The organism is Actinomadura sp. 7K507 (assembly GCF_004348425.1).
Taxonomy (GTDB): Bacteria; Actinomycetota; Actinomycetes; order Streptosporangiales; family Streptosporangiaceae; genus Spirillospora.
Map to the genome: position 1 here is coordinate 1 of NZ_SMKK01000119.1, position 21,166 is coordinate 21,166.

The window sequence follows — 21,166 nt, forward strand, 5'->3', positions numbered from 1 at the left end:
CCCCCCCTTCCCGAGGGCAAGCCACGCTCGGCGTTCTTGCTACGGGCCGGGAGCGCGCGGCGCGAGATCGACTGGCCCGGCGGGCTGCTGTCCGCGCTCGGCCTCGGCGCGCTGGTGTGCGGGATCATCGAGGGCCAGACGTACGGCTGGTGGACCGCGACGCGCCCGTTCACGATGGCCGGGCTGGGCTGGCCGGAGGGCGGGCTGTCGCCGGTGCCCGTCGTCCTCGGCCTCGCCGCCGTGCTGATCGCGGCGCTGATCGTGGTGGAGCGGTCCCGGGCGGCGGCCGGACGGGCGGTGATGCTCGACCTGGACCTGTTCCGGATACCGAACTTCCGCCGCGGGAACCTGGCGTCGGCGCTGATCAACGTCGGCGAGCTCGGGCTGCTGTTCGTCCTGCCGCTGTTCCTGCTGGGCGTGCACGGCACGAGCCCGCTGCAGATCAGCGTGGCGATCCTGCCGCTCGCCGTCGGCGCCTTCCTCGCCGGCGGGTACGCGGGCAGGCTCGCCAACAAGCACGGCGCGCACCGGGTCGTCCAGATCGGCATGGTGCTGGAGGTCGCCGCCGTCGTCACGCTCGGCCTCACGATCTCGGCGACCACCGGCGGGCCGGGGCTCGCGCCTTGGATGCTGCTGTACGGGGTGGGCCTCGGGCTGACCTCGGCGCAGCTGACGAACGTGTCGCTCGCGGACGTCCCCCCGGAGCAGTCGGGGCAGGCGTCCGGGACCCAGTCCACGGCCCGGCAGGTCGGCGCGGCGCTCGGCATCGCCGCCATCGGAACGGTGTTCGCGACCAGCCTCGGGCACGCGATGACCGACCGCCTGTCGGACTCCTCACTGTCCCCGGAACGGCAGGCCGCCATCGCCCACGACCTGCGGGAGAGCGCCGGGACGTACGGACGCGAACTGCACGCCGATCCCGGGCTGGCCGCAGAGGCGCGCGCGGCGGACGAGAGCCTGGCCGTCGCCGCCCGGCACGCCTCGCTCACCACCGCGGCGATCCTCGCGCTGGGACTCGCCATGTCGCTGCGGCTTCGCCCCAGCGCTGATCATCGGGAAGAATCGAAGCGCTAGTCCCCCTGTCGTCCCACGAGAACAAGCGGTGACTGTGGCCACGCTCTCCCAATGGGTCGCCGGATCCCGGCCCCGCACCCTGCCCGCGTCCCTCGTCCCCGTCGCCGTCGGCACCGGCGTCGCCGCGGGCGACGGCCACGCCGTCTGGTGGCGCGCCCTCCTGGCCGCGTTCGTCGCCCTCGTCCTGCAGATCGGGGTGAACTACTCCAACGACTACAGCGACGGCGTCCGCGGCACCGACGAGGAACGCGTCGGGCCGCTCCGCCTCGTCGGGTCCAGGGCCGCGCCGCCGAAACACGTCCTCGCCGCCGCGCTCGGCAGCTTCCTCGCCGCGGCCGTCGCCGGCCTGGTGCTCGCCGCCGTGACGACCTGGTGGCTGCTGCTGGTCGGCGCGCTGGCGATCCTCGCCGCCTGGTTCTACACCGGCGGCAAGAACCCGTACGGCTACCGGGCGCTCGGCGAGGTGTCGGTGTTCGTCTTCTTCGGCCTCGTCGCCGTCGTCGGGACGGTGTACGTGCAGGCCGAGGGGCTGCCGTGGGAGGCGTGGGTGGCGGCGGTGCCGATCGGGCTGCTGGCCTGCGGGCTGCTCGTCGCCAACAACCTGCGCGACATCCCCACCGACCGCGAATCGGGCAAGCGGACCCTCGCCGTGCTGCTCGGCGGCCCCTGGACCCGGATCCTGTACGCGGCGTGCACCGCGCTGCCGTTCATGTTCGTCCTGGTCCTGGCCGCCCCGCACCCGTGGGTGCTGATCGCGCTGCTCGCGGCGCCGCTGTCGCTGCCGCCCACCCGGAAGGTGATGAACGGCGCGACCGGTCCCGACCTGATCCCCGTGCTGGGCGAGACCGGCCGGCTCCAGATCGCCTACGGCGTGCTGCTGGCCATCGGCCTTGCCCTCTGAGCGCCCCTCTCGGCGAGCAGGAAGGCGCCGGCGATCCCCATGAGGAGCCCGGCGGACACCCCGCACACGGCCGCCAGGTTGAGCGCGGTCGTCGGCTCCGGCCCGTCGAGCGCCGGCTGGGCCGGCATCGTCAGGAGCCCGTAGAGCGAATCCGCGAACGCGGCGGCGGCGCCGGTCCAGGCGACCGCCAGCGGGAACACCGGCCGCAGCCCGGCCCGCCGGACGATCAGCAGGAGTGCCACCGCGCCCGCGAGCGCCAGCAGGCCGCCCACCCCGTCGGCCAGCTGCTGCACAGCGGTCCGGTGATCGGCCCGTTCGGCGCCGAGGCCCGCCGTCGCCCCGAAGGACCAGAAGAGCTGGACGGCCGCGTACAGGACGGCGGGCACGCCCGCCGCGCAGGCCAGGAGCACTTGCACCCGGTGAGTCGTGCCCTTGGCGACGTCCTGGGTACGGCCCTTGAAGACATGGGCCCAGCGGCTTCGCGCGTACAGCGCGAACGCGGTGACAAGACCAAGGCCCTGCAGCGTGAAGCCCGTGTAGACGACGCCGTACACCCAGCCCTGCATCGCATTGCCGGACGCGGTCAACGGCTCCGACGAGAAGACCACCTGCAGGACGGTGCCCAGCGGGACGGCCAGCACGATCGGCGCGAGCAACCCGGTGGCGACCCAGGCGGGCCCCAGCACCAGCCACGCCGGGATGCGCAGCCCCCAGCGGAACGTGAACGCCGCGGCGACGGCGACGGCCATCGCGTCCATGCCCATCGTGATCGCGTTGCCCGCGTAGAGGACGGACCCCCCGGCCGCGTCCACGTCGATGTACCCGATCGTGCTGCCCGACAGCCAGGCGGCCTTGAGAGCCAGGTAGGGGACGCACGCGGCGACGGTCGCCATGAAGACCGCCAGGCGGAGCGGGCCGGGACCGCCCTGCACGGCGCGTGTCCGCTCCAGGTGCGGCTGAGCTGTGGTCGTCATGCTTCAACGGTGCCGGGGCCCCCTCGAACACCGCTTCCCGCCGCAGGGGGAAACCCTTCGTGCCGGCTCCCCCGTACGGGTGAACCGCTCAGCTTGCGTGCGTCGCCAGATTCCAGTCGATCTCGGGGAGGCCGGCGTCCACCAGGGCCTTGTTCGTGGCGCTGAACGGGCGCGTCCCGAAGAACTTCTTCGCGCTGAGCGGGCTCGGGTGCGCCGACTCGATCACCGTGTGGTGCGCCCCCGTGATGAGCCGCGCCTTCTTGCGCGCGTAGGCGCCCCAGAGCACGAACACCACCCGCTCGCTCTTGTCGTTAAGGGCGCGGATCGCGGCGTCGGTGAAGTCCTCCCAGCCCTTGCCCGCGTGCGAACCCGCGTCGCCGCCGCGGACGGTCAGCACCGCGTTCAGCAGCAGGACGCCCTGATCGGCCCAGCGGGTCAGGTCACCGGACGCCGCGGCGGGAATGTCGAGGTCGGTGGCCAGTTCCTTGTAGATGTTGCGCAGCGACGGCGGCAGGCGCACGCCGTCGCGCACGCTGAAGCTGAGCCCGTGCGCCTGGCCGGGGCCGTGGTAGGGGTCCTGCCCGAGGATCAGGACGCGGGCGCCGTCGAACGGGCAGTGCCGGAACGCGCTGAACAGGTCCTCGCGCGGCGGGTAGACGGTCTGCGCGTCGTACTCCCCCGCGACGAACGCGCCCAGCGCGGCGGTGGCGAGCGGGTCGAGCAACGGGTCGAGCCGCCGCCGCCAGTCGCCGGGGAGCAGTTCCATCAGGTCGAGGGACATCGTCGGGCCTCCGCGGACGTGATCTTCAATTGCCGGCAACACTAGTGCGAACCACTGACACGCCACGGCCAATCACGGGAGCGAAGGGGCACCGACCCTAGGATGAGGCCATATGCCCGATTCCCCCGGTCGGCGGCGTCTCCCCGCGCCCGCGATGTTCGTCGCACTCGTCCTGTCCGCCCTCGCCGCGGGCTGCGGCGGCGCCTCCGGGCCGACGACGCTGACCGTGCTGGCGCCCACGTCGCTGAAGGAGGCGTTCGGGGAGATGGGGACGGCCTACGGGCAGACGCACCCCGGCGCCAAGGTCCGGTTCGAATTCGGCGCCATGCCCGAGATGATCGACAGGCTGTCCGGCCAGGATACGGGCGACGTCCTGGTGACCGCGGACATGGCGAGCATGGAGGAGCCCGACGACTACCTGACGGACCACCGCCGGACCATCGCCCACAACTCGCTCACCATCGCGGTCGGTCCCGGCAACCCCCGCCGCATCCGCGGTCTGCGCGACCTCGCCCGGCCGAGGCTGCGGGTGGTGGTCGGCGCCGAGAGCGTCCCGGTGGGCCGCTACACCCGCCAGGTCCTCACGAAGGCGGATCTCACCGTCCGGTGGAGCTCGCAGGAGATCAGCGCGCGGGCCGTCCTGGACCGGGTACGGGCCGGTGAGGCCGACGCGGGCATCGTCTTCATCACCGACCTGCGGTCGGCGGGCGTCGCCGCGAGCAGCGTCCCCATCCCCGCGGACCTGAACGTCACCGCGGCCTTCTCCGCCGCGACCGTCCAGGGCGGCGACCACGAGGAGGCCGCGAACGCGTTCGTCTCCTGGCTGACGACACCGGCCGCACAGAAACTGTTCAACAAGTACGGCTTCGTCACCCCGCCCTCGCCCCGCTGACCCGGCTCCCGGACGGGATCACCGAATCCGGGTACGCTGACTACACACGGTCTCTAAACTGCCGGGAGCCGAGCGTGATGGAGGAAACACCCAAAGTGAGCATTCTTGCTACTGTTCACCACCACCGCGAGCTCCCCGACACCCCCTACAACCTCTGGCTGCAGGACGAGCTCGCCGACGTACTGGATCTCCCCCACGACGGCACCCGAGTCGAACTCATCGGTGGGGAGATCGTCGTGTCACCAGGGCCGGACTACGCCCACAACGTCATTGTCCGCACCATCAACGAGGAGTTCCTCGCCGCCAAGCTGCGGGACCCCGCCTTCCCCTGGCGATGCGTTCAGACCCAGGACCTGAACCTGAGCGACATCCACGACGGTTACATCCCAGATCTCTGCGTTCTCAGCAACGACAACGATCGGCGGGCCATGACGGCCCAGCTCAAGAAGGTCCTCCCCGAACACCTCGAACTGGTGTTGGAGGTCACCTCGCCGAGCACCGCCCCGGACGACCGCCGCCCGGGCATGCGACGCGGCGGCCCGAGCAAGTGGAACGGCTACGCTCGGGTCGGCATCCCGTTCTACCTGCTGGTCGACCGCGACCCCAAGGAAGCGCGGACGACGCTGTTCACCGAGCCCGACACCGCCACCGGCGAGTACCGGGCGGCGGTGAGCTGGGAGTTCGGGGAGCCCGTCAAACTGCCCGACCCGTTCGGCCTGGAGATCCCCACAGACGAATGGGAACCCTGGCAGAGAATCTGAGGACCATACACCGAACGCGCGGGCGGAAACCGACTTCGCCGCTCTGGTCGAGTTCTACAGCGCCCTGGCGGAAGCGAACGGACCGGCCTGACCTTGCACGCCCGCCCCACCGGCTCGTCCGGGCGGCCTCCGTCAGGTGACCGGCTCGACGGGCAGGCGGGGCACGATGCCGTGGACTGCGCGGCCCGGCCGGTCGTCCACGGCGTCACAGATGCGGTCGTAGTCAGCGGGTGACGCGGAACAGGCGTTCATACGAGGGCCGCGGACAGCGCCGAGGGACGGGACATTGTCTTGAGGGCCTCAAGAACGGGTGCAGGAGGCTCCGCGTAGACGGTGGGGCGGATCGGGTCGCCGGGGTAGGCGAGGCGGTTCTCGGAGGGAGAGAAAACGACGTCTACACCCGGCTTGTTGCCTCGGGGGTCGAGGTAGACCCAGCGGTCGTCGATCAGGGCGGCCGTGAGGCCGTGCAGGGTGCCCTCGGCGTGCTGGTAGCACAGTCCCGCCTGGATGCCGCCCGCGCGCAGGAGGGCGACGAAGGCGTGGGACTTGGCATAGCAGAGGCCGGTGCGCTGGTCGAGGACGTCGGAGGCGCGCCAGGGGACGCGGGGGTCACCCGCGTCCATAGAGTGGGCGACCCGGTCGCGGACGTGGTCGAAGGCCGAGTGGGCGTAGGCGATGTCGTCGCCGGTTCGCATGTCCGAGGCGACCGCCTGGACGAGCGGGTGCTCGATGTCGATCGCCTCGGACGCGGCGAGATAGTCCCAGGACTGGTCTGCGAAGTCCATCAGAGGCCGAGGAGGGACTCGATGCCGAGGGTGAGGCGGTCGAGTTCCGGGACCTTGCGGACGGCGAGCAGGACGCCCGGCATGAACGACTCGCGGTCCATCGCGTCGTGCCGGATGGTGAAGATCTCGCCGTGGCCGCCCAGGAGGACCTCCTGGTGGGCGATGGCGCCGGAGAGGCGGACGGCGTGCACGCGGACGCCGTCCACGTCGGCGCCGCGGGCGCCCTCGACCTCGGACGTGGTGGCGTCCGGGGACGCGGACGCGCCGGCCTCGGCGCGGGCGGCGGCGACCAGTTCGGCGGTGCGGTAGGCGGTCCCGGACGGGGCGTCGGCCTTGTTCGGGTGGTGGGTCTCGACGATCTCGACGGACTCGAAGAACGGGGCCGCCTTCTGCGCGAAGTGCATCATGAGGACCGCGCCGATGCCGAAGTTCGGCGCGATGATGACGTTGCCCGTCGACGCGTCGGTCAGCCAGGAGCGGACGGTGTCGAGGCGGGACGGCTCGAAGCCGGTGGTGCCGACGACGGCGTGCAAGCCGTGCTCGACGCACCACTTGAGGTTGTCCATGACGGCGCCCGGGTGGGTGAAGTCGACGACGACCTCGGCCGCGGTCAGCGCGTCGAACGCGTCACCCTGGTCGACGGCCGCGACGAGTTCCATGTCGCCGGCCCCCTGCACGGCACGGCACACCTCGGCGCCCATCCGGCCCCGCGAGCCCAGCACCCCGACCTTGATCACGTGTTCCTCCCCGTTGGCGTCGCGCCCGAGCCTACCGTCAGAAGCCGTCGCCCACCGGGCCGATCACCGTCAGGGCCTGCTCGGTGCCCAGGACTTCGTCGGCCACCGCGCGGACGTCGTCGAGGGTGACGGACTCGATGCGGGCCAGGACCTCGTCCACGGAGAGCAGGGACTCGTAGACCAGCTCGCTCTTGCCGATGCGGCTCATGCGGGAGCCGGTGTCCTCCAGGCCGAGGACCATCGCGCCGCGCAGTTGCCCCTTGCCCCGTTCCAGCTCCTCCTCGGTGAGGCACTCGGTGGCGGCCTTGCCGACCTCGTCGCGGCAGATCGACAGGACCTCCTCGGCCTTGGCGGGCTGGCAGCCCGCGTAGACGCCGAAGATGCCGGAGTCGGCGTACTGGGCGGTGTAGCTGTAGACGGAGTACGCGAGGCCGCGCTTCTCGCGGATCTCCTGGAACAGGCGGGACGACATGCCGCCGCCGAGAGCCGCGTTGAGGACGCCGAGCGCGAACCGGCGGTCGTCGGTCCGGGAGACCCCGGCGCCGCCGAGGATGATGTGCGCCTGCTCGGTGTCCTTGTCGATCACCACCTTGCGCGGGTCCATCGGCGCGGGCGTGCCGTCCAGGCGGGGCGCGGCGGGCGCGGCGTCGCCGGCCAGGTGCTCCCCGAACGCCTGGGAGACCAGCCGCACGACCTCGTCGTGGTCGATGTTGCCCGCCACCGACACCACCAGGTTGGACGGGACGTAGTGCTCCCGGTAATAGCCGTGGATCCGGTCCCGCGACAGCGTGTTGATCGAGTCCTCGGTGCCGAGGATGGAACGTCCCAGCGGGGTGTCGCCGTACAGCGCGGTGGCGAACTCGTCGTGGATCAGGTCGCCGGGGTCGTCGTCGCGCATGTGGATCTCTTCGAGGATCACGCCGCGCTCGGCCTCGACGTCCTCCGGGCGGTTGACCGACGCCGCGACCATGTCGGAGACCACGTCCACGGCGAGGGGCAGGTCGGAGTCCAGGACCCGCGCGTAGTAGCAGGTGTACTCCTTGGCGGTGAACGCGTTGAGGTCGCCGCCGACCGCGTCGATCGCCGCGGAGATCTCCAGCGCCGACCGCCGCCTCGTGCCCTTGAACAGCACGTGCTCCAGGTAGTGGCTCGCGCCGGCGTCGGCGATCGCCTCGTCGCGGGAGCCGACCGCCGACCAGATGCCGAACGCGGCCGAACGCACGGTCGGCATCGTCTCGGTGATGACGCGGAGCCCACCGGGAAGGACGGTGCGGCGCACGGCGCCGGTGCCCTCGGTGTGGACCATGATGGTGGTGCCGGGCTCCTGCGCCCGCGCCGGCAGGGTCACGAATCGCTCACATTCCGTTGAGGGGAAAACGACCGGCCGGCCCTGCCGTCACAGCCCCCAGCCACCCTTTCAAAGGGCGAGCTGCGCTTGGCTGTTACACGGCGGGGCCGGCCGGTCACCGGCACTGGTCAGGAGTTGCGCTGGCCGGAGTCGTCGCCGCGGCGGGTGCGGCGGCGGCGCGGACGGCGCTCGCCGTCGTCGTCGCCCCGCTCCTGGCCCTCCCCGGAGTCGTCGCCCGAGGAGTCGGCGGCCGCGGCGGGCGCGGCGGCGCCGTCGCCCGAGCCGGCGTTCTCGGCCTCGCGCTCGACCACCTCGACCGGGACCAGCGACAGCTTGCCGCGCTGGTCGATCTCGGTGACCTCGACCTGGATCTTCTCACCGACGCCCATCACGTCCTCGACGTTCTCGATCCGGGCGCCGCCGTGCAGCTTGCGGATCTGCGAGACGTGCAGCAGGCCGTCCTTGCCGGGCAGCAGCGACACGAACGCGCCGAACGTGGTGGTCTTGACGACGGTGCCGAGGAACCGCTCGCCGACCTCCGGCATGTGCGGGTTGGCGATCGAGTTGATCGCCTGCCGCGCGGCCTCGGCGGACGGCCCGTCGGTGGCGCCGACGTAGATCGTGCCGTCGTCCTCGATCGTGATGTCGGCGCCGGTGTCGTCCTGGATCGAGTTGATCATCTTGCCCTTGGGGCCGATGACCTCGCCGATCTTGTCGACCGGGACCTTGATGGTGATGATCCGCGGCGCGTTCGGGCTCATCTCGGCGGGCGCCTCGATGGCCTCCTGCATCACGTCCAGGATCGCCAGCCGGGCGCCCTTGGCCTGCTTCAGCGCGGCGGCCAGCACCGAGGCGGGGATGCCGTCGAGCTTGGTGTCGAGCTGCAGCGCGGTGATCACGTCGCGGGTGCCGGCGACCTTGAAGTCCATGTCGCCGAACGCGTCCTCGGCGCCGAGGATGTCGGTGAGCGTGACGAACTCGTCGCCCTCGTTGATCAGGCCCATCGCGATGCCCGCCACCATCTGCTTGAGCGGGACGCCCGCGTCCAGCAGCGACATGGTGGACGCGCAGACCGAGCCCATCGAGGTGGACCCGTTGGACCCGAGCGCCTCCGACACCTGCCGGATCGCGTACGGGAACTCCTCGCGGGTCGGCAGCACCGGGATCAGGGCGCGCTCGGCGAGGGCGCCGTGGCCGATCTCGCGGCGCTTGGGCGAGCCGACCCGGCCGGTCTCACCGGTGGAGTACGGCGGGAAGTTGTAGTTGTGCATGTAGCGCTTGGTGCGCTCGGGGTTCAGCGTGTCGATCATCTGCTCCATGCGGAGCATGTTCAGCGTGGTCACTCCCAGGATCTGGGTCTCGCCGCGCTCGAACAGCGCCGAGCCGTGCACCCGCGGGATGACGTGGGCCTCGGCGGTGAGCTGGCGGATGTCCTTCAGGCCGCGGCCGTCGATGCGCAGCCCGTCGCGGACGACCCGCTCCCGGACCAGCTTCTTGGTGACGGCGCGGTAGGCGGCCGAGATCTCCTTCTCGCGCCCCTCGAACGTCTCGGCGAGCTTCTCGGCGGCACCGGCCTTGATCTCGTCCAGCCGGGCCTCGCGCTCCTGCTTGCCGGCGATCGTCAGCGCCTGCGCGAGGTCCCCGCTGACGGCGTCGGTGACGGCGGCGAGGACGTCGTCCTGGTAGTCCAGGAAGATCGGGTACTCGGCGGTCTCCTTCGCGGCGACGGCCGCGAGGTCGCTCTGCGCCTTGCACAGGACCTTGATGAACGGCTTGGCCGCGTCCAGGCCCTCCGCGACGGTCTCCTCGGTCGGCGCGGTCGCGCCCTCGCCGACGAGCTTGAGGGTGTCGCGGGTGGACTCCGCCTCGACCATCATGATCGCGACGTCGCCGTCGGCCAGCACGCGGCCGGCGACCACCATGTCGAAGGTGGCGCGCTCCAGCTCGGGGTGGGTGGGGAAGCCCACCCACTGGCCCTCGATCAGCGCGACGCGGACGCCGCCGATCGGGCCGGAGAACGGCAGGCCGGCCAGCTGCGTGGACATCGAGGCGGCGTTGATCGCCACGACGTCGTACAGGTGCTCGGGGTTCAGCGCCATGATCGTCTCGACGACCTGGATCTCGTTGCGCAGGCCCTTGGTGAACGACGGGCGCAGCGGCCGGTCGATCAGCCGGCAGGTCAGGATCGCGTCCTCGGAGGGACGGCCCTCGCGGCGGAAGAACGAGCCGGGGATGCGCCCGGCGGCGTACATCCGCTCCTCGACGTCCACGGTCAGCGGGAAGAAGTCCAGGTTGTCCTTGGGCTTCTTGGACGCGGTCGTCGCCGACAGCACCATCGTCTCGTCGTCGAGGTAGGCGACGGCGGAGCCGGCGGCCTGGCGGGCCACCCGGCCCGTCTCGAAGCGGATGGTGCGGGTGCCGAACGTACCGTTGTCGATCACAGCTTCAGTGGTCTGCGCACCGTCGATGCGCACGGCTTCACTCACGGGAAACCTCCTCAGGATTCCAAGTCGGTCCTCGCGGCCGTTTCCCGTTGGTTTCGCACGCTGCCGGTCTTCGATCGAAGCACCCGGATCGAGATCTCCGCCGACGCGGCGGAACGGATCCGGAAGCCACTACCGAGGACCGGCCCGCACCAGCGGTGTCCGCGAGGCTTGTCTGCAGTTTTGCGGCCCGCCCGCGGTCTCGCGGCCGGGGCGGCCGTTGTGCGGGGCCACGCGTCCCGGCCCCGGCGTGGCCGGCCGGGACGCGCGCGCCCCGCCGGCCAATAAACGAAGGGAGCGGCCCGGCGGGCCACTCCCTTCGGTCCTAGCGGCGCAGGCCGAGTCGCTCGATCAGCTGCCGGTAGCGGTTGATGTCCTTGTTGGAGAGGTACTTCAGGAGCCGGCGACGACGGCCGACCAGCAGCAGGAGGCCGCGGCGGCTGTGGTGGTCGTGCTTGTGCTCCTTGAGGTGCTCCGTCAGATCGTTGATGCGGCGCGTCAGCAGCGCGACCTGGACCTCCGGGGATCCGGTGTCACCCTCAGTGGTCGCGTACTCGGCGATGATCTGGTTCTTCGTGGCGGTGTCGAGCGACACGTGGCTCCTTCGATGAAATCGTCACCCGCAGATCCGGGGCCCGCCGGGCGAGCCGGTCCGCATGGTGCGTGTTTGAGAGAGTGGCGGGCCGCATGAGGGTGCAGCCAGCCGCGCCAGGACCCTTCCCGGCGACTCTTCACCGTACCATGTTGGCTGCAAGACCGACCCAAAGTGCCCGTTGGGCGGCCTGCGCCTCGACGGGCCTCAGGACGTGATCTCTCTGATTCGGTCTACGTCGAGGTGCATCTGGTCGATGAGGGCCTCTACCGAGTCGAACTTCAGGGTGTCCCGGACGCGGGCGGTGAAGTCGACGGCCATGTGCTCGCCGTAGAGGTCGAGGTCGTCGCGGTCCAGCGCGTAGGCCTCCACGGTCCGCTCCACGCCCTCGAACGTCGGGTTGGTGCCGATCGAGATCGCGGCCGGCCAGCGGAAGTCCGGATAGCGGCCGGAGTCGCAGACCAGCCGGCCGGCGTAGACGCCGTCGGCGGGGATCGCGGTGTGCGGCAGCGTCTCCAGGTTGGCGGTCGGGAACCCGAGCGCGCGGCCCCGCTGATGGCCGCGCACGACGATGCCCTCGACGCGGTGCGGACGGCCGAGCGCCCCCGCCGCCAGATCGACCTCGCCGGCGTCGAGCCGCTCGCGGATGTAGGTGGACGAGATCGTCCCGCCGTTGGCCACCAGCGGCATGCCCTCCGCGGTGAAGTCGTACTTGTCGCCGAGTTCCCGCAGCAGCGCGACGTCGCCCTTGGCCTTGTGCCCGAACCTGAAGTCCTCGCCGACGATCACGTGGGCCGCGTGGAGGCGGTCGACCAGGACCGACTGGACGAACTCGTCCGGCGGCATCCTCGACAGCTCCAGCGTGAAGGGCACGACCACGACGGCGTCGGCGCCGAGGCCCTCCAGCAGCTCGATGCGGCGCTTGGTGCCGGCCAGCAGCGGCGGGTGCGTGCCGGGGCGGACGACCTCGTCCGGATGCGGGTCGAAGGTGATGACCACCGACCGCAGTCCGCGGCGGCGGGCCTCCGCCACCGCGGTGCCGACGATCCGCTGGTGGCCGCGGTGCACACCGTCGAACACGCCGATCGTGATCACTGAACGGCCCCAGTCTGCGGGAACCTCGCCGAGGCCATTCCAGCGCCGCACCATTCTCTCCCTGCGTAGGACGTAGCTGCCCGGGTATCTCCGTCGTCCTAGAGTGCCATGCGCGGGCGAGGGACGTCGCACCCAGGGGCCCCCAGCGTCAGCCGGATCGGTACACGACCAGGGACACGGCGATGTACTGCAGGATGTAGGCGGCGAGCGTGCAGGCGTGGAAGACCTCGTGGAAACCGAACCAGCGCGGCGAGGGGTTGGGGCGGCGCAGCCCGTACACCACTCCCCCGACGCTGTAGCAGACGCCGCCGATCGCGATCATGAGGCAGGCCGCGAGGCCGGCGCCGGACAGGAACTGCGGCAGGAAGAGCACGGCCACCCAGCCGAGCACGATGTAGAGGGTCACGTAGAGGGCGCGCGGCGCGTCGATCCAGAGCGTCCGGAACAGGACGCCCGCGACGGCGCCCGTCCAGACGGTGACGAGAACGGCGACCCGCACGCCGCCGTCCAGCGACAGGACGGCGAACGGCGTGTAGGTACCGGCGATGATCAGGAAGATGTTGGCGTGGTCGAAGCGTCGCAGGACCTCGATCAGCCGGTGCGAGGTCTGCCGGTGATAGGTCCCCGAGATTCCGAACAGCAGCGCCGACGCCGCCACGTACACCGCCGACGCGAGCCGCGCCTGAACGGTCGGGCCGAGCGCGACGAGCACGAGCCCGGCGACGAGGACCGCGGGGAACGCGCCGACGTGCAGCCAGCCGCGCAGCCGGGGACGGGTGGGCGACGCCACCGGGGGGTGGTCGTTCACTGTGGTCACAAGCACCTCCTACCCAACGAACCTACGGTTACGTAGGTTACTTGGGCGTAGGTTGAGTCGTCATCGCCTCGCCCCGGTGATGCTCGCCACGGGCGCGCCCATGCACCGGGTCAGGAGACGAAGACCGCGAGGGGTTTGGCGACCTGCCCCTTCTCCTCGACCAGGGCCAGCAGCGATCCGTCGGGCGCGAACACACCGACGGGACCGGGCCCCAGTCCCGCGGCCGGAAGCCGCCCCCCGTGCGCGACCTTGCGGGCGTCGTCGTCCGAGACGTCCCGGCGCGGGAACACGGCCGCGACCGCCTCGGCCATCGGCAGGATCTCCGGCTTCTCGGCGAACTGGTCGAGCGTCCGCGCCATACCGAGGTCGTAGGGCCCGACGCGGGTGCGGCGCAGCGCCGTCAGATGCCCGCCGCAGCCGAGGGACGCGCCGAGGTCCCGGGCCAGCGCCCGGATGTAGGTACCGGACGAACAGGCGACGGACGCGTCCACATCGATCACGTCGCCGTTCCGCCGCACGCCGGTGATCGAGAACTCGTGCACGGTCACCGGGCGGTCGGCGAGCGCGACCTCCTCGCCCTTGCGCGCCATCTTGTAGGCCCGCTCCCCGTTCACCTTGATCGCGCTGACCTGCGGCGGGACCTGCCGGATCGGCCCCGTCAGCGCCGCGACCCCCGCACGCAGCGCCTCGTCGGCGACCTGCGCGGCCGAAGCCGTCGCGGTGATCTCGCCCTCGGCGTCGTCGGTGTTGGTCGACTCCCCGAGGCGGATCGTCGCGTCGTAGCCCTTCCCGGTCAGCGCGAGATGCCCGAGCAGGCGGGTGGCCTTGCCGATCCCGAGGACGAGGACGCCGGTCGCCATCGGGTCCAGCGTGCCCGCGTGCCCGACGCGGCGCGTCTTCGCCAGCCGCCGCATCCGGCCGACCACGTCGTGCGACGTCCAGCCGGCGGGCTTGTCCACGATGGCAAGCCCTGAGTTGTCCGAGTTGTCCACGCGTGCTCCGAAGTCAGTCGTCCGGGTCACCGGGGACGCGCAGCGCCGCGCGCAACCGGTCGATGATGCCGGCGGGCTCCCCGCCCATGGTGAACGCGGCGGCGAGGCGGTGCCCGCCCCCGCCCAGCTCGACGCAGGCGCGGCCGACGTCGACCGAGCCCTTCGAGCGGGTGGAGACGTACCACTCGCCGCGGTCGTTCTCCTTGCACACGACCGCCACCTCGGCCTCGTCCGTGCGCCTGAGCTGGTCGATGACCCCTTCGAGCTGGTCGTAGGGGACGTCGCGGGCATCGCGGTCCGAGCGTGCGATCGTCGTCCAGACCAGGCCGCGGCCGCCCGCGGCGTCGCGTTCCAGCCGGGCCCGCGCCAGCGCGCCCGCGAGGACCTGGAGGTAGCCGAACGGCGCCCGGTCCCACAGCTCCCGGCTCACCGCGTCCGGCCGGACGCCCGCGGTCAGCAGCCGTCCCGCCAGGTCGTGGACCTCGGGGGTGGTGCACGGGGACTTGAACGAGCCGGTGTCGCTGGCGAGGCCCGCGTACAGGCCCTGGGCGATGTCGCGGTCGAGGGGGACGCCGAGCCTGCGGATCAGCTCCTCGACCAGCACCGCCGTGGCGGCGGCGTCCGGGTCGACGAGCCGCACGCCGCCGAACCCCGTGTTGGACGCGTGGTGGTCGACCACGATCAGGGCGCCGGCACGGCCGGCGGGTTCGGCCAGGGAGCCGAGCCGCGCCTGCCCGGCCGCGTCCAAGGAGATCATGAGGTCCGGGGCGGCGGGCATCCGGGCGGGCTCGACCAGCATCTCCTGGCCGGGCAGGAACCGCAGGATCGCCGGGACCGTGAACGGCTCCCCGAAGGACGCCAGGCAGCGCTTGCCGAGCGCGCGCAGGGCCTGCGCCAGCGCCAGCATGGAGCCGAGCGCGTCCCCGTCCGGGGCCACGTGGCAGGCGAGGCAGACCTCGCGGGCCTCGTGGATCAGATCGAGGGCCCGCTCCCAGTCCAGGCCGCCGGACGAGCCCTCCGGCACCGAACGCTCGGCGGGAACGGGCGGGCCGCCGCCCCGGACGCCGCCGCCGCGCGGGACGACGTCATGGCCGCTCGCGGAATGCCCGCCCGTGTCGTGCAGGAGGCATTCCTCGGTCCAGCCGGCGCCCGGCGCCTCGGCCCGCCGCTCCGTCCCGCTCACGATGACGGGCGCCCGGGACGGCCGTCCTCACCGTCCCCCGCGATGTCGTGCCCGTCGAAGTCCGGGTCGTCGTCCTCGTCCTCGCCGTCCTCGTCGAGGTCTTCGTCCTCGCCGGGGCCGGGTTCGCGGTAGGGGTTGGCCTCACCGGCCGGGGACGCGCCCTGGGCGGCCTTCGCCACCTCGGCGTCCCTGGCGCGGGCCTGGGCCAGCAGGTCGTCGATGTGCGCGACGTTCTCCATCAGGGAGTCCATGACGAAGGTGATGCTGGGCGTGTGCCGGACACCGGTCTGCCTGCCCACCTCCGACCGGATGACGCCCTTGGCGCTCTCCAGCGCGGCGGCCGTCTCGGCGCGCTCGCCGTCCGACCCGTACACCGTGTAGTAGACGGTCGCGTCGCGCAGGTCGTTGGTGATGCGGGTGTCCGTCACGGTCACGAAGCCGAGCCGCGGATCCTTGATCCGCCTCTCCAGCATCTCGGCCACGATCTGCTGGATGCGGTCGGCGAGCTTACGCGCCCGAGCTGCGTCCACCATGATCGCACTCCCTTTCTGTGGTCTGCGTGAGGACCGAACACGCATATCTCATTGTGAGGGGGGCGACCCCGTCTTCAGTCCTCATCATGGAAAAGCCGCTGCCGCGCGGACAGCAGCTCGATCTCCGCGCGCCCGGCCACCAGCCGTTCGCACTGGTCGAGCACCTGGGTGCAGTTGGCCGCGGTGCCCGACACCACCGCCACCCCTATCTCCGCCCTGCGATACAGGTCGTGTTCACCCGTCTCGGCGACGGCCACCCCCGGGAAGTGCTTCTGCACCTCGGCGATGATGGGCCGGAGGACGGACCGCTTCTGCTTCAGCGAATGGACGTCCCCCAGAAGCATGTCGAGCGTCAGCGCACCCACGTACACCTGGTCGATCACCTCAGGATCCTCAGAAGTTGAAACGACGGTGGTCACCCGCCGTGTTCCCGGTCCGCGCGGCCGCCGCGCGCCGCCGGCCGGGCAGGGCCGGGTGAGGCGGACGCGGGGAGACGGGCCGGGTATGACAGACGCCAGGCTAGAAGATCCGCCTGGCGCCATGTCACCTGATTAAACGATCACGCTGTTTCGGAGAACCGGACGAGCCGGGCACGACACGGCCGCCCGCGCGGCCCCGGCCGTGGCCGGGACCGCGCGGGCGCACCCTCGTGCCGATCACGAGGCCTCAGGTACGGGGCTTCTCCCGCATCTCGAAGCACTCGATGACATCGTCGAGCTTGATGTCGTTGTAGCCCACACCGATACCGCACTCGAAGCCCTCGCGGACCTCGGTCGCGTCCTCCTTGAAGCGGCGCAGCGACGACACCGTGAGGTTGTCGGCGACCACGACGCCATCGCGGACGAGCCGCGCCTTGGCGTTGCGCTGGATGATCCCCGAGGTGACCATCGAGCCGGCGACGTTGCCGATCCGCGGCACCTTGAAGATCTCCCGGACCTGGGCGGTGCCGAGCTGGGCCTCCTCGAACTCCGGCTTGAGCATGCCCTTGAGGGCCGCCTCGATCTCGTCGATCGCCTGGTAGATCACCGAGTAGTACCGGATGTCCACGCCTTCGCGGTCGGCCAGATCCTGCGCGTTGCGCTCCGGCCGCACGTTGAAGCCGAGGATGACCGCGCCCTCCTCGGACGCCAGCGACAGGTTGACGTCGTCCTGCGTGATCGCGCCGACACCGCGGCGGATGATCCGCAGGCCGACCTCGTCGCCCACGTCGATCTTGAGGAGCGAGTCCTCCAGCGCCTCGACCGAACCGGACACGTCGCCCTTGAGGATGAGCAGCAGTTCCTGCCGCTTGCCCTCCTGGAAGTCCTTGAACAGTTCCTCGAGGGAGCTGCTCTTGCGGCTCTTGAGCAGTTCGGCGTTGCGCTTGCGCGCCACCCGCTTGTCGGCGATCTGCCGGGCGATCCGGTCGTCGTCGACGACCAGGAAGTTGTCGCCCGCGCCGGGCACGGCCGCGAGGCCGAGCACCATCACCGGACGGGACGGGCCCGCCTCCTTGACGTTGTTGCCGTTCTCGTCGAGCATCGCCCGGACGCGGCCGTTGGCCACGCCGCAGACGATCGAGTCGCCGACCCGCAGCGTGCCGCGCTGCACCAGCACGGTCGCCACGGCGCCCCGGCCCTTGTCCAGGTGGGCCTCGATGGCCGAGCCCTGGGCGGGCATGTCGGGGTTGGCCTTCAGGTCGAGCTCGGCGTCGGCGGTCAGGACGATCGCCTCCAGCAGCCCGTCGATGTTCTCGCGCTGCTTGGCCGACACGTCCACGAACTGGGTCGAGCCGCCGAACTCCTCGGCGACCAGGCCGTACTCGGTGAGCTGCGCCCGGACCCGGTTCGTGTCCGCGCCCTCGACGTCGATCTTGTTGACCGCCACGACGATCGGGACCCCCGCCGCGGTGGCGTGGTCGATCGCCTCGGTGGTCTGCGGCTTGACGCCGTCGTCCGCGGCGACCACCAGCACCACCAGGTCGGTGGTGTCGGCACCGCGGGCACGCATGGCGGTGAACGCCTCGTGGCCCGGGGTGTCGATGAAGGTGATCTTGCGGTCCTCGCCGTCGACCTGGGTCTCGACCTGGTAGGCGCCGATGTGCTGGGTGATGCCGCCGGCCTCGCCCGCCTGCACGTTGGCGGACCGGACCGCGTCCAGCAGCTTGGTCTTACCGTGGTCGACGTGGCCCATGACGGTGACCACCGGCGGGCGGGGCAGCTGGTTCTCCTCGCCGCCCTCGTCCTCGCCGTACTCGATGTCGAACGACTCGAGCAGTGCGCGGTCCTCGTCCTCGGGGCTGACGACCTGGACGTCGAAGTCCAGCTCGAGCCCGAGGGCCTGCAGGTCGTCGGGGTCGACCGACTGGGTCGCGGTGACCATCTTGCCGAGGTGCATCATGATCGCGACGAGCGACGCCGGGTTGGCGCCGATCTTCTCGGCGAAGTCGGTCAGGGTCGCGCCCTGCGGCAGCCGGATGGTCTTGCCGTTGCCGCGCGGAGCCGAGATGCCACCGGCGGCGGGCGCCTGCATGTTCTCGAACTCTTGACGACGTGCCCGCTTCGACTTGCGTCCGCGTGCGGGACGTCCGCCGGGACGGCCGAACGCGCCCTGCGTGCCGCCGCGGCCACGGCCGCCGCCACCGGGACGGGGACCGAAGCCACCGCCCGGACGGCCGCCGGCACCCGGGCGGGCACCGCCGAAACCGCCACCGCCACCGGGACGGCCGCCGCCACCCGGGCCGCGTCCGCCACCGCCACCGGGACGGCCGCCGCCACCTGGGCCGCGTCCGCCGCCGCCACCGGGGCCGCCGCCGCCGCGCCCAGGCGCCGCGGGCCGCGAGGACGGCATGTTCATCGGGCTCGGGCGCGGACCGCCCGGCCGGGGCGGCATCGCGCCGGAGCCGGGGCTCGGACGCGGACCGCCGGCACCGGGACCGGGGCCGGGACGACCGCCGCCGCCGCCGGCGGGACGCGGGCCACCGGCCCGGTCGCCGCCGGGACGGTCACCGCGCTCGGGACGCTCGGCGCCCGGACGCGGACCGGGACGCGGACCCGGCTTGGGCGCCTGGCCCATGCCGGAGGCGTTGGAGCTGAACGGGTTGTTGCCCGGACGCGGACCACCGGGGCCGCGTCCGCCGCCACCGCCTCCGCCGCTCTGGCGGGGGCCGGGACGAGGACCGGGCTTGGGCGCGCGGGGGCCCGGCTTCGGGCCTCCGGGCGCGTGGTCGCCGGTACCGGCGGCGGCACCGCCGGAACCGGACTCCCCGGCATCGGCGGGACCGGCCGCGGGCGGGGCGCTCGGGCCCTGCGCCGCGGGCGCATCCACCGGCATGCCGGGGGCCGGCGGAACCGGCGTGCGCGGGCCGGGCTTCGGGGCATCGCCCTGACCGCCCTGGCCGCCGCCCTGACCGCCCTGGCCGCCGCCCTGACCACCGGGGCCACCGGGGCCGGGCTTGGGCCCGGCCGGGCGCGGCGCCGCCGGCCGGGGGGCCTGCGGACGCGCGTTCTGGGAATCGGACGCGCCGCCACCGGACGGTCCCGGACGCGGCGCGGCGGGACGCGGAGCCGAAGGCTTCTTCGGCGCGGCCCGATTGTCCCCCTGCTTCGGGGGAGAAGAATTTGAGAAGGCTTCTTTCAGCCTGCGTTCGACCGGCGCCTCGATCGTGGAGGACGCCGACCTTACGAACTCGCCCATTTCCTTGAGCTTGGCCATGACGACCTTGCTCTCTACACCGAACTCCTTGGCGAGTTCATATACCCGGACCTTCGCCACTGCACTCCCTACTCGGTCCGGGGGTGCGGCCTCCGGACCGTCGCTAACTTGCCGTACTCATCGCGGCGTGCTCATCGAGCGCTCATAGCAATCTCGACCTGCTTCCGACTAGACGTCGCTTACCATTTCGCCATCCTGCTGCCGCGCGGCGCGGGCCGCAAGCCTCTCTCGCAGCGCACCGGCGTCGAGCGGCCCCGGGACGCGGAACGCCCTCGGGAACGCCCGACGTCGCTCTGCGAGGTCGAGGCATCCCAGGTCGGGATGCAGATGAGCACCCCGTCCCGGCAGCCGCCCGCGGGGGTCGGGGACGATGACGCCCTCGACCACCACCAGGCGCAGCAGGTCGGACTTGGCCGTGCGAATCCGGCAGCCCGCACACGTGCGAACAGGGACCGCCCGGCCACTTCTCATGAGTCTACCGCGCCGACGCGTCGGCGGGGCCGGTCGCATGCGCCTCCGGGGTAGAAGATCCAGATTCGCCGGTCTCGACGGCCTTCGCCGCCGTCTGGTCGGGCTCGGTGTCGGACCGGATGTCGATCCGCCAGCCGGTGAGCCGGGCGGCGAGCCGGGCGTTCTGGCCCTCCTTGCCGATGGCGAGGGACAGCTGGTAGTCGGGCACGATCACCCGGGCGACCCGGGCGTCGGCGTCGACCACCTCCACACTGGAAACCCGCGCGGGCGACAGCGCATTCCCGACGAACTCCGCGGCGTCCTCGGACCAGTCGACGATGTCGATCTTCTCGCCGTGCAGTTCCGCCATCACGTTGCGGACCCGGCTGCCGAGCGGGCCGATGCAGGCGCCCTTGGCGTTCACGCCGGTCTTGCGCGAGCGCACCGCGATCTTGGTGCGGTGGCCGGCCTCGCGGGCGATCGCGGCGATCTCCACCGTCCCGTCGGCGATCTCCGGGACCTCCAGCGCGAACAGCTTGCGCACCAGGTTCGGATGCGTCCGCGACAGCTGCACCGACGGGCCGCGGTGCCCCTTGCGGACCTGCACGACGTAGGCGCGCAGCCGCTCGCCGTGCTCGTAGCGCTCGCCGGGCACCTGTTCCTGCGGCGGCAGGACGGCCTCGATCTTGCCGAGGTCGACCTGCACGTTCCGCGGGTCCTTGCCCTGCTGGATGATGCCGCTGACGATGTCGCCCTCGCGCCCGGCGTACTCGCCGAACGTCAGCTCGTCCTCGGCGTCCCGCAGACGCTGGAGGATGACCTGCTTGGCGGTGGTCGCCGCGATGCGGCCGAATCCCGTCGGTGTGTCGTCGTACTCCCGGAGGGCCTCGCCCTCCTCGTCCGTCTCGGTCGCCCAGACCGTGACGTGCCCGCTCTGCCGGTCCAGTTCGACGCGCGCCTTCGGCGCCGCGCCCTCCGTCCGGTGGTAGGCGATCAGCAGGGCGTCCTCGATGGCCTTGACGGCCACCTCCAGCGAGATGTCCTTCTCGCTTTCCAGGCCCCGTAGGGCGGTCAT

Annotated in this window: 20 protein-coding genes; 4 read left to right on the top strand and 16 right to left on the bottom strand. The window is 71.9% G+C overall.

All coding sequences use genetic code 11. From position 1 onward, the window contains the following. Together E1285_RS25180 and E1285_RS25185 are read left to right on the top strand one after the other, a co-directional pair. Positions 1-1,074: MFS transporter (locus E1285_RS25180; RefSeq protein ID WP_132156208.1), on the top strand; the 1,074-nt coding region annotated here is incomplete at its 5' end. A gap of 34 nt (positions 1,075-1,108) precedes the next feature. Beyond that, positions 1,109-1,975, top strand: coding sequence for a 1,4-dihydroxy-2-naphthoate polyprenyltransferase (locus E1285_RS25185; protein WP_132156235.1), 867 nt, complete (start codon positions 1,109-1,111; stop codon positions 1,973-1,975). Here E1285_RS25185 and E1285_RS25190 read toward each other — a convergent pair. Then, on the bottom strand, positions 1,939-2,949 hold the full coding sequence (locus E1285_RS25190) for a hypothetical protein (protein WP_132156210.1): 1,011 nt from the start codon (positions 2,947-2,949) through the stop codon (positions 1,939-1,941). The genes E1285_RS25185 and E1285_RS25190 overlap by 37 nt on opposite strands. A gap of 88 nt (positions 2,950-3,037) precedes the next feature. Further along, entirely contained in the window at positions 3,038-3,730 is a 693-nt protein-coding gene (locus E1285_RS25195) for a uracil-DNA glycosylase (protein ID WP_132156212.1), read from the bottom strand. 112 nt (positions 3,731-3,842) lie between these two features. Here E1285_RS25195 and modA point away from each other — a divergent pair, with 112 nt between their 5' ends. Both modA and E1285_RS25205 read left to right on the top strand, forming a co-directional pair. Beyond that, the gene (modA, locus tag E1285_RS25200; RefSeq protein ID WP_132156215.1) at positions 3,843-4,622 is read left to right on the top strand and encodes a molybdate ABC transporter substrate-binding protein; all 780 of its coding nucleotides are present in this window, start codon (positions 3,843-3,845) and stop codon (positions 4,620-4,622) included. Positions 4,623-4,717: 95 nt separating this feature from the next. Then, entirely contained in the window at positions 4,718-5,383 is a 666-nt protein-coding gene (locus E1285_RS25205) for a Uma2 family endonuclease (protein ID WP_165966752.1), read from the top strand. A 248-nt stretch (positions 5,384-5,631) separates the two neighbouring features. On the opposite strand, the gene E1285_RS25210 is transcribed toward E1285_RS25205, so the two are convergent. The 14 genes from E1285_RS25210 to nusA form a co-directional block, all read right to left on the bottom strand. Next, the gene (locus E1285_RS25210; RefSeq protein ID WP_132156217.1) at positions 5,632-6,168 is read right to left on the bottom strand and encodes a transglutaminase family protein; all 537 of its coding nucleotides are present in this window, start codon (positions 6,166-6,168) and stop codon (positions 5,632-5,634) included. Further along, the gene (dapB, locus tag E1285_RS25215) at positions 6,168-6,905 is read right to left on the bottom strand and encodes a 4-hydroxy-tetrahydrodipicolinate reductase (protein WP_132156218.1); all 738 of its coding nucleotides are present in this window, start codon (positions 6,903-6,905) and stop codon (positions 6,168-6,170) included. The genes E1285_RS25210 and dapB overlap by 1 nt, the downstream gene beginning before the upstream one ends. A 37-nt stretch (positions 6,906-6,942) precedes the next feature. Then, complete coding sequence (locus tag E1285_RS25220; RefSeq protein ID WP_132156219.1) at positions 6,943-8,253, bottom strand: pitrilysin family protein; 1,311 nt, start codon at positions 8,251-8,253, stop codon at positions 6,943-6,945. Between the two features lie 128 nt (positions 8,254-8,381). Next, positions 8,382-10,721: a polyribonucleotide nucleotidyltransferase gene (locus E1285_RS25225; protein ID WP_132156237.1), complete on the bottom strand. Its 2,340-nt coding sequence runs from the start codon at positions 10,719-10,721 to the stop codon at positions 8,382-8,384. Positions 10,722-11,061: 340 nt separating this feature from the next. Next, positions 11,062-11,331 carry a 30S ribosomal protein S15 gene (gene rpsO, locus E1285_RS25230; protein ID WP_021599383.1) on the bottom strand — a complete coding sequence of 90 codons (270 nt, stop codon included), beginning with the start codon at positions 11,329-11,331 and terminating at the stop codon, positions 11,062-11,064. A 204-nt stretch (positions 11,332-11,535) separates the two neighbouring features. Continuing rightward, complete coding sequence (locus E1285_RS25235; protein ID WP_132156220.1) at positions 11,536-12,474, bottom strand: bifunctional riboflavin kinase/FAD synthetase; 939 nt, start codon at positions 12,472-12,474, stop codon at positions 11,536-11,538. Positions 12,475-12,571: 97 nt separating this feature from the next. Further along, positions 12,572-13,240 (bottom strand): hemolysin III family protein, encoded by a 669-nt coding sequence (locus E1285_RS25240; RefSeq protein ID WP_243723034.1) that lies wholly within the window; start codon positions 13,238-13,240, stop codon positions 12,572-12,574. Positions 13,241-13,350: 110 nt separating this feature from the next. Beyond that, positions 13,351-14,232, bottom strand: coding sequence for a tRNA pseudouridine(55) synthase TruB (gene truB, locus E1285_RS25245; protein WP_132156222.1), 882 nt, complete (start codon positions 14,230-14,232; stop codon positions 13,351-13,353). Positions 14,233-14,245: 13 nt separating this feature from the next. After that, positions 14,246-15,415 (bottom strand): bifunctional oligoribonuclease/PAP phosphatase NrnA, encoded by a 1,170-nt coding sequence (locus E1285_RS25250; RefSeq protein WP_243723035.1) that lies wholly within the window; start codon positions 15,413-15,415, stop codon positions 14,246-14,248. Continuing rightward, entirely contained in the window at positions 15,412-15,948 is a 537-nt protein-coding gene (gene rbfA, locus E1285_RS25255) for a 30S ribosome-binding factor RbfA (RefSeq protein ID WP_132156223.1), read from the bottom strand. Before rbfA ends, E1285_RS25250 begins: the two co-directional genes overlap by 4 nt. Positions 15,949-16,022: 74 nt before the next feature. Then, positions 16,023-16,331 carry a DUF503 domain-containing protein gene (locus E1285_RS47590; protein WP_279510092.1) on the bottom strand — a complete coding sequence of 103 codons (309 nt, stop codon included), beginning with the start codon at positions 16,329-16,331 and terminating at the stop codon, positions 16,023-16,025. 283 nt (positions 16,332-16,614) lie between these two features. Beyond that, on the bottom strand, positions 16,615-19,701 hold the full coding sequence (gene infB, locus E1285_RS25265; RefSeq protein WP_132156224.1) for a translation initiation factor IF-2: 3,087 nt from the start codon (positions 19,699-19,701) through the stop codon (positions 16,615-16,617). Positions 19,702-19,809: 108 nt separating this feature from the next. Beyond that, the gene (locus E1285_RS25270; RefSeq protein ID WP_347814100.1) at positions 19,810-20,151 is read right to left on the bottom strand and encodes a YlxR family protein; all 342 of its coding nucleotides are present in this window, start codon (positions 20,149-20,151) and stop codon (positions 19,810-19,812) included. Next, on the bottom strand, positions 20,117-21,166 hold the full coding sequence (gene nusA / locus E1285_RS25275) for a transcription termination factor NusA (RefSeq protein WP_132156226.1): 1,050 nt from the start codon (positions 21,164-21,166) through the stop codon (positions 20,117-20,119). Before nusA ends, E1285_RS25270 begins: the two co-directional genes overlap by 35 nt.

Bases quoted from the DNA above. Each gene is read 5' to 3' on its own strand.
- E1285_RS25190 (WP_132156210.1), bottom strand. From the start codon at position 2,949: ATGACGACCACAGCTCAGCCGCACCTGGAGCGGACACGCGCCGTGCAG.
- E1285_RS25195 (WP_132156212.1), bottom strand. From the start codon at position 3,730: ATGTCCCTCGACCTGATGGAACTGCTCCCCGGCGACTGGCGGCGGCGG.
- modA (WP_132156215.1), top strand. From the start codon at position 3,843: ATGCCCGATTCCCCCGGTCGGCGGCGTCTCCCCGCGCCCGCGATGTTC.
- E1285_RS25210 (WP_132156217.1), bottom strand. From the start codon at position 6,168: ATGGACTTCGCAGACCAGTCCTGGGACTATCTCGCCGCGTCCGAGGCG.
- rbfA (WP_132156223.1), bottom strand. From the start codon at position 15,948: ATGGTGGACGCAGCTCGGGCGCGTAAGCTCGCCGACCGCATCCAGCAG.
- E1285_RS25270 (WP_347814100.1), bottom strand. From the start codon at position 20,151: ATGCGACCGGCCCCGCCGACGCGTCGGCGCGGTAGACTCATGAGAAGT.
- nusA (WP_132156226.1), bottom strand. From the start codon at position 21,166: ATGACCGCCCTACGGGGCCTGGAAAGCGAGAAGGACATCTCGCTGGAG.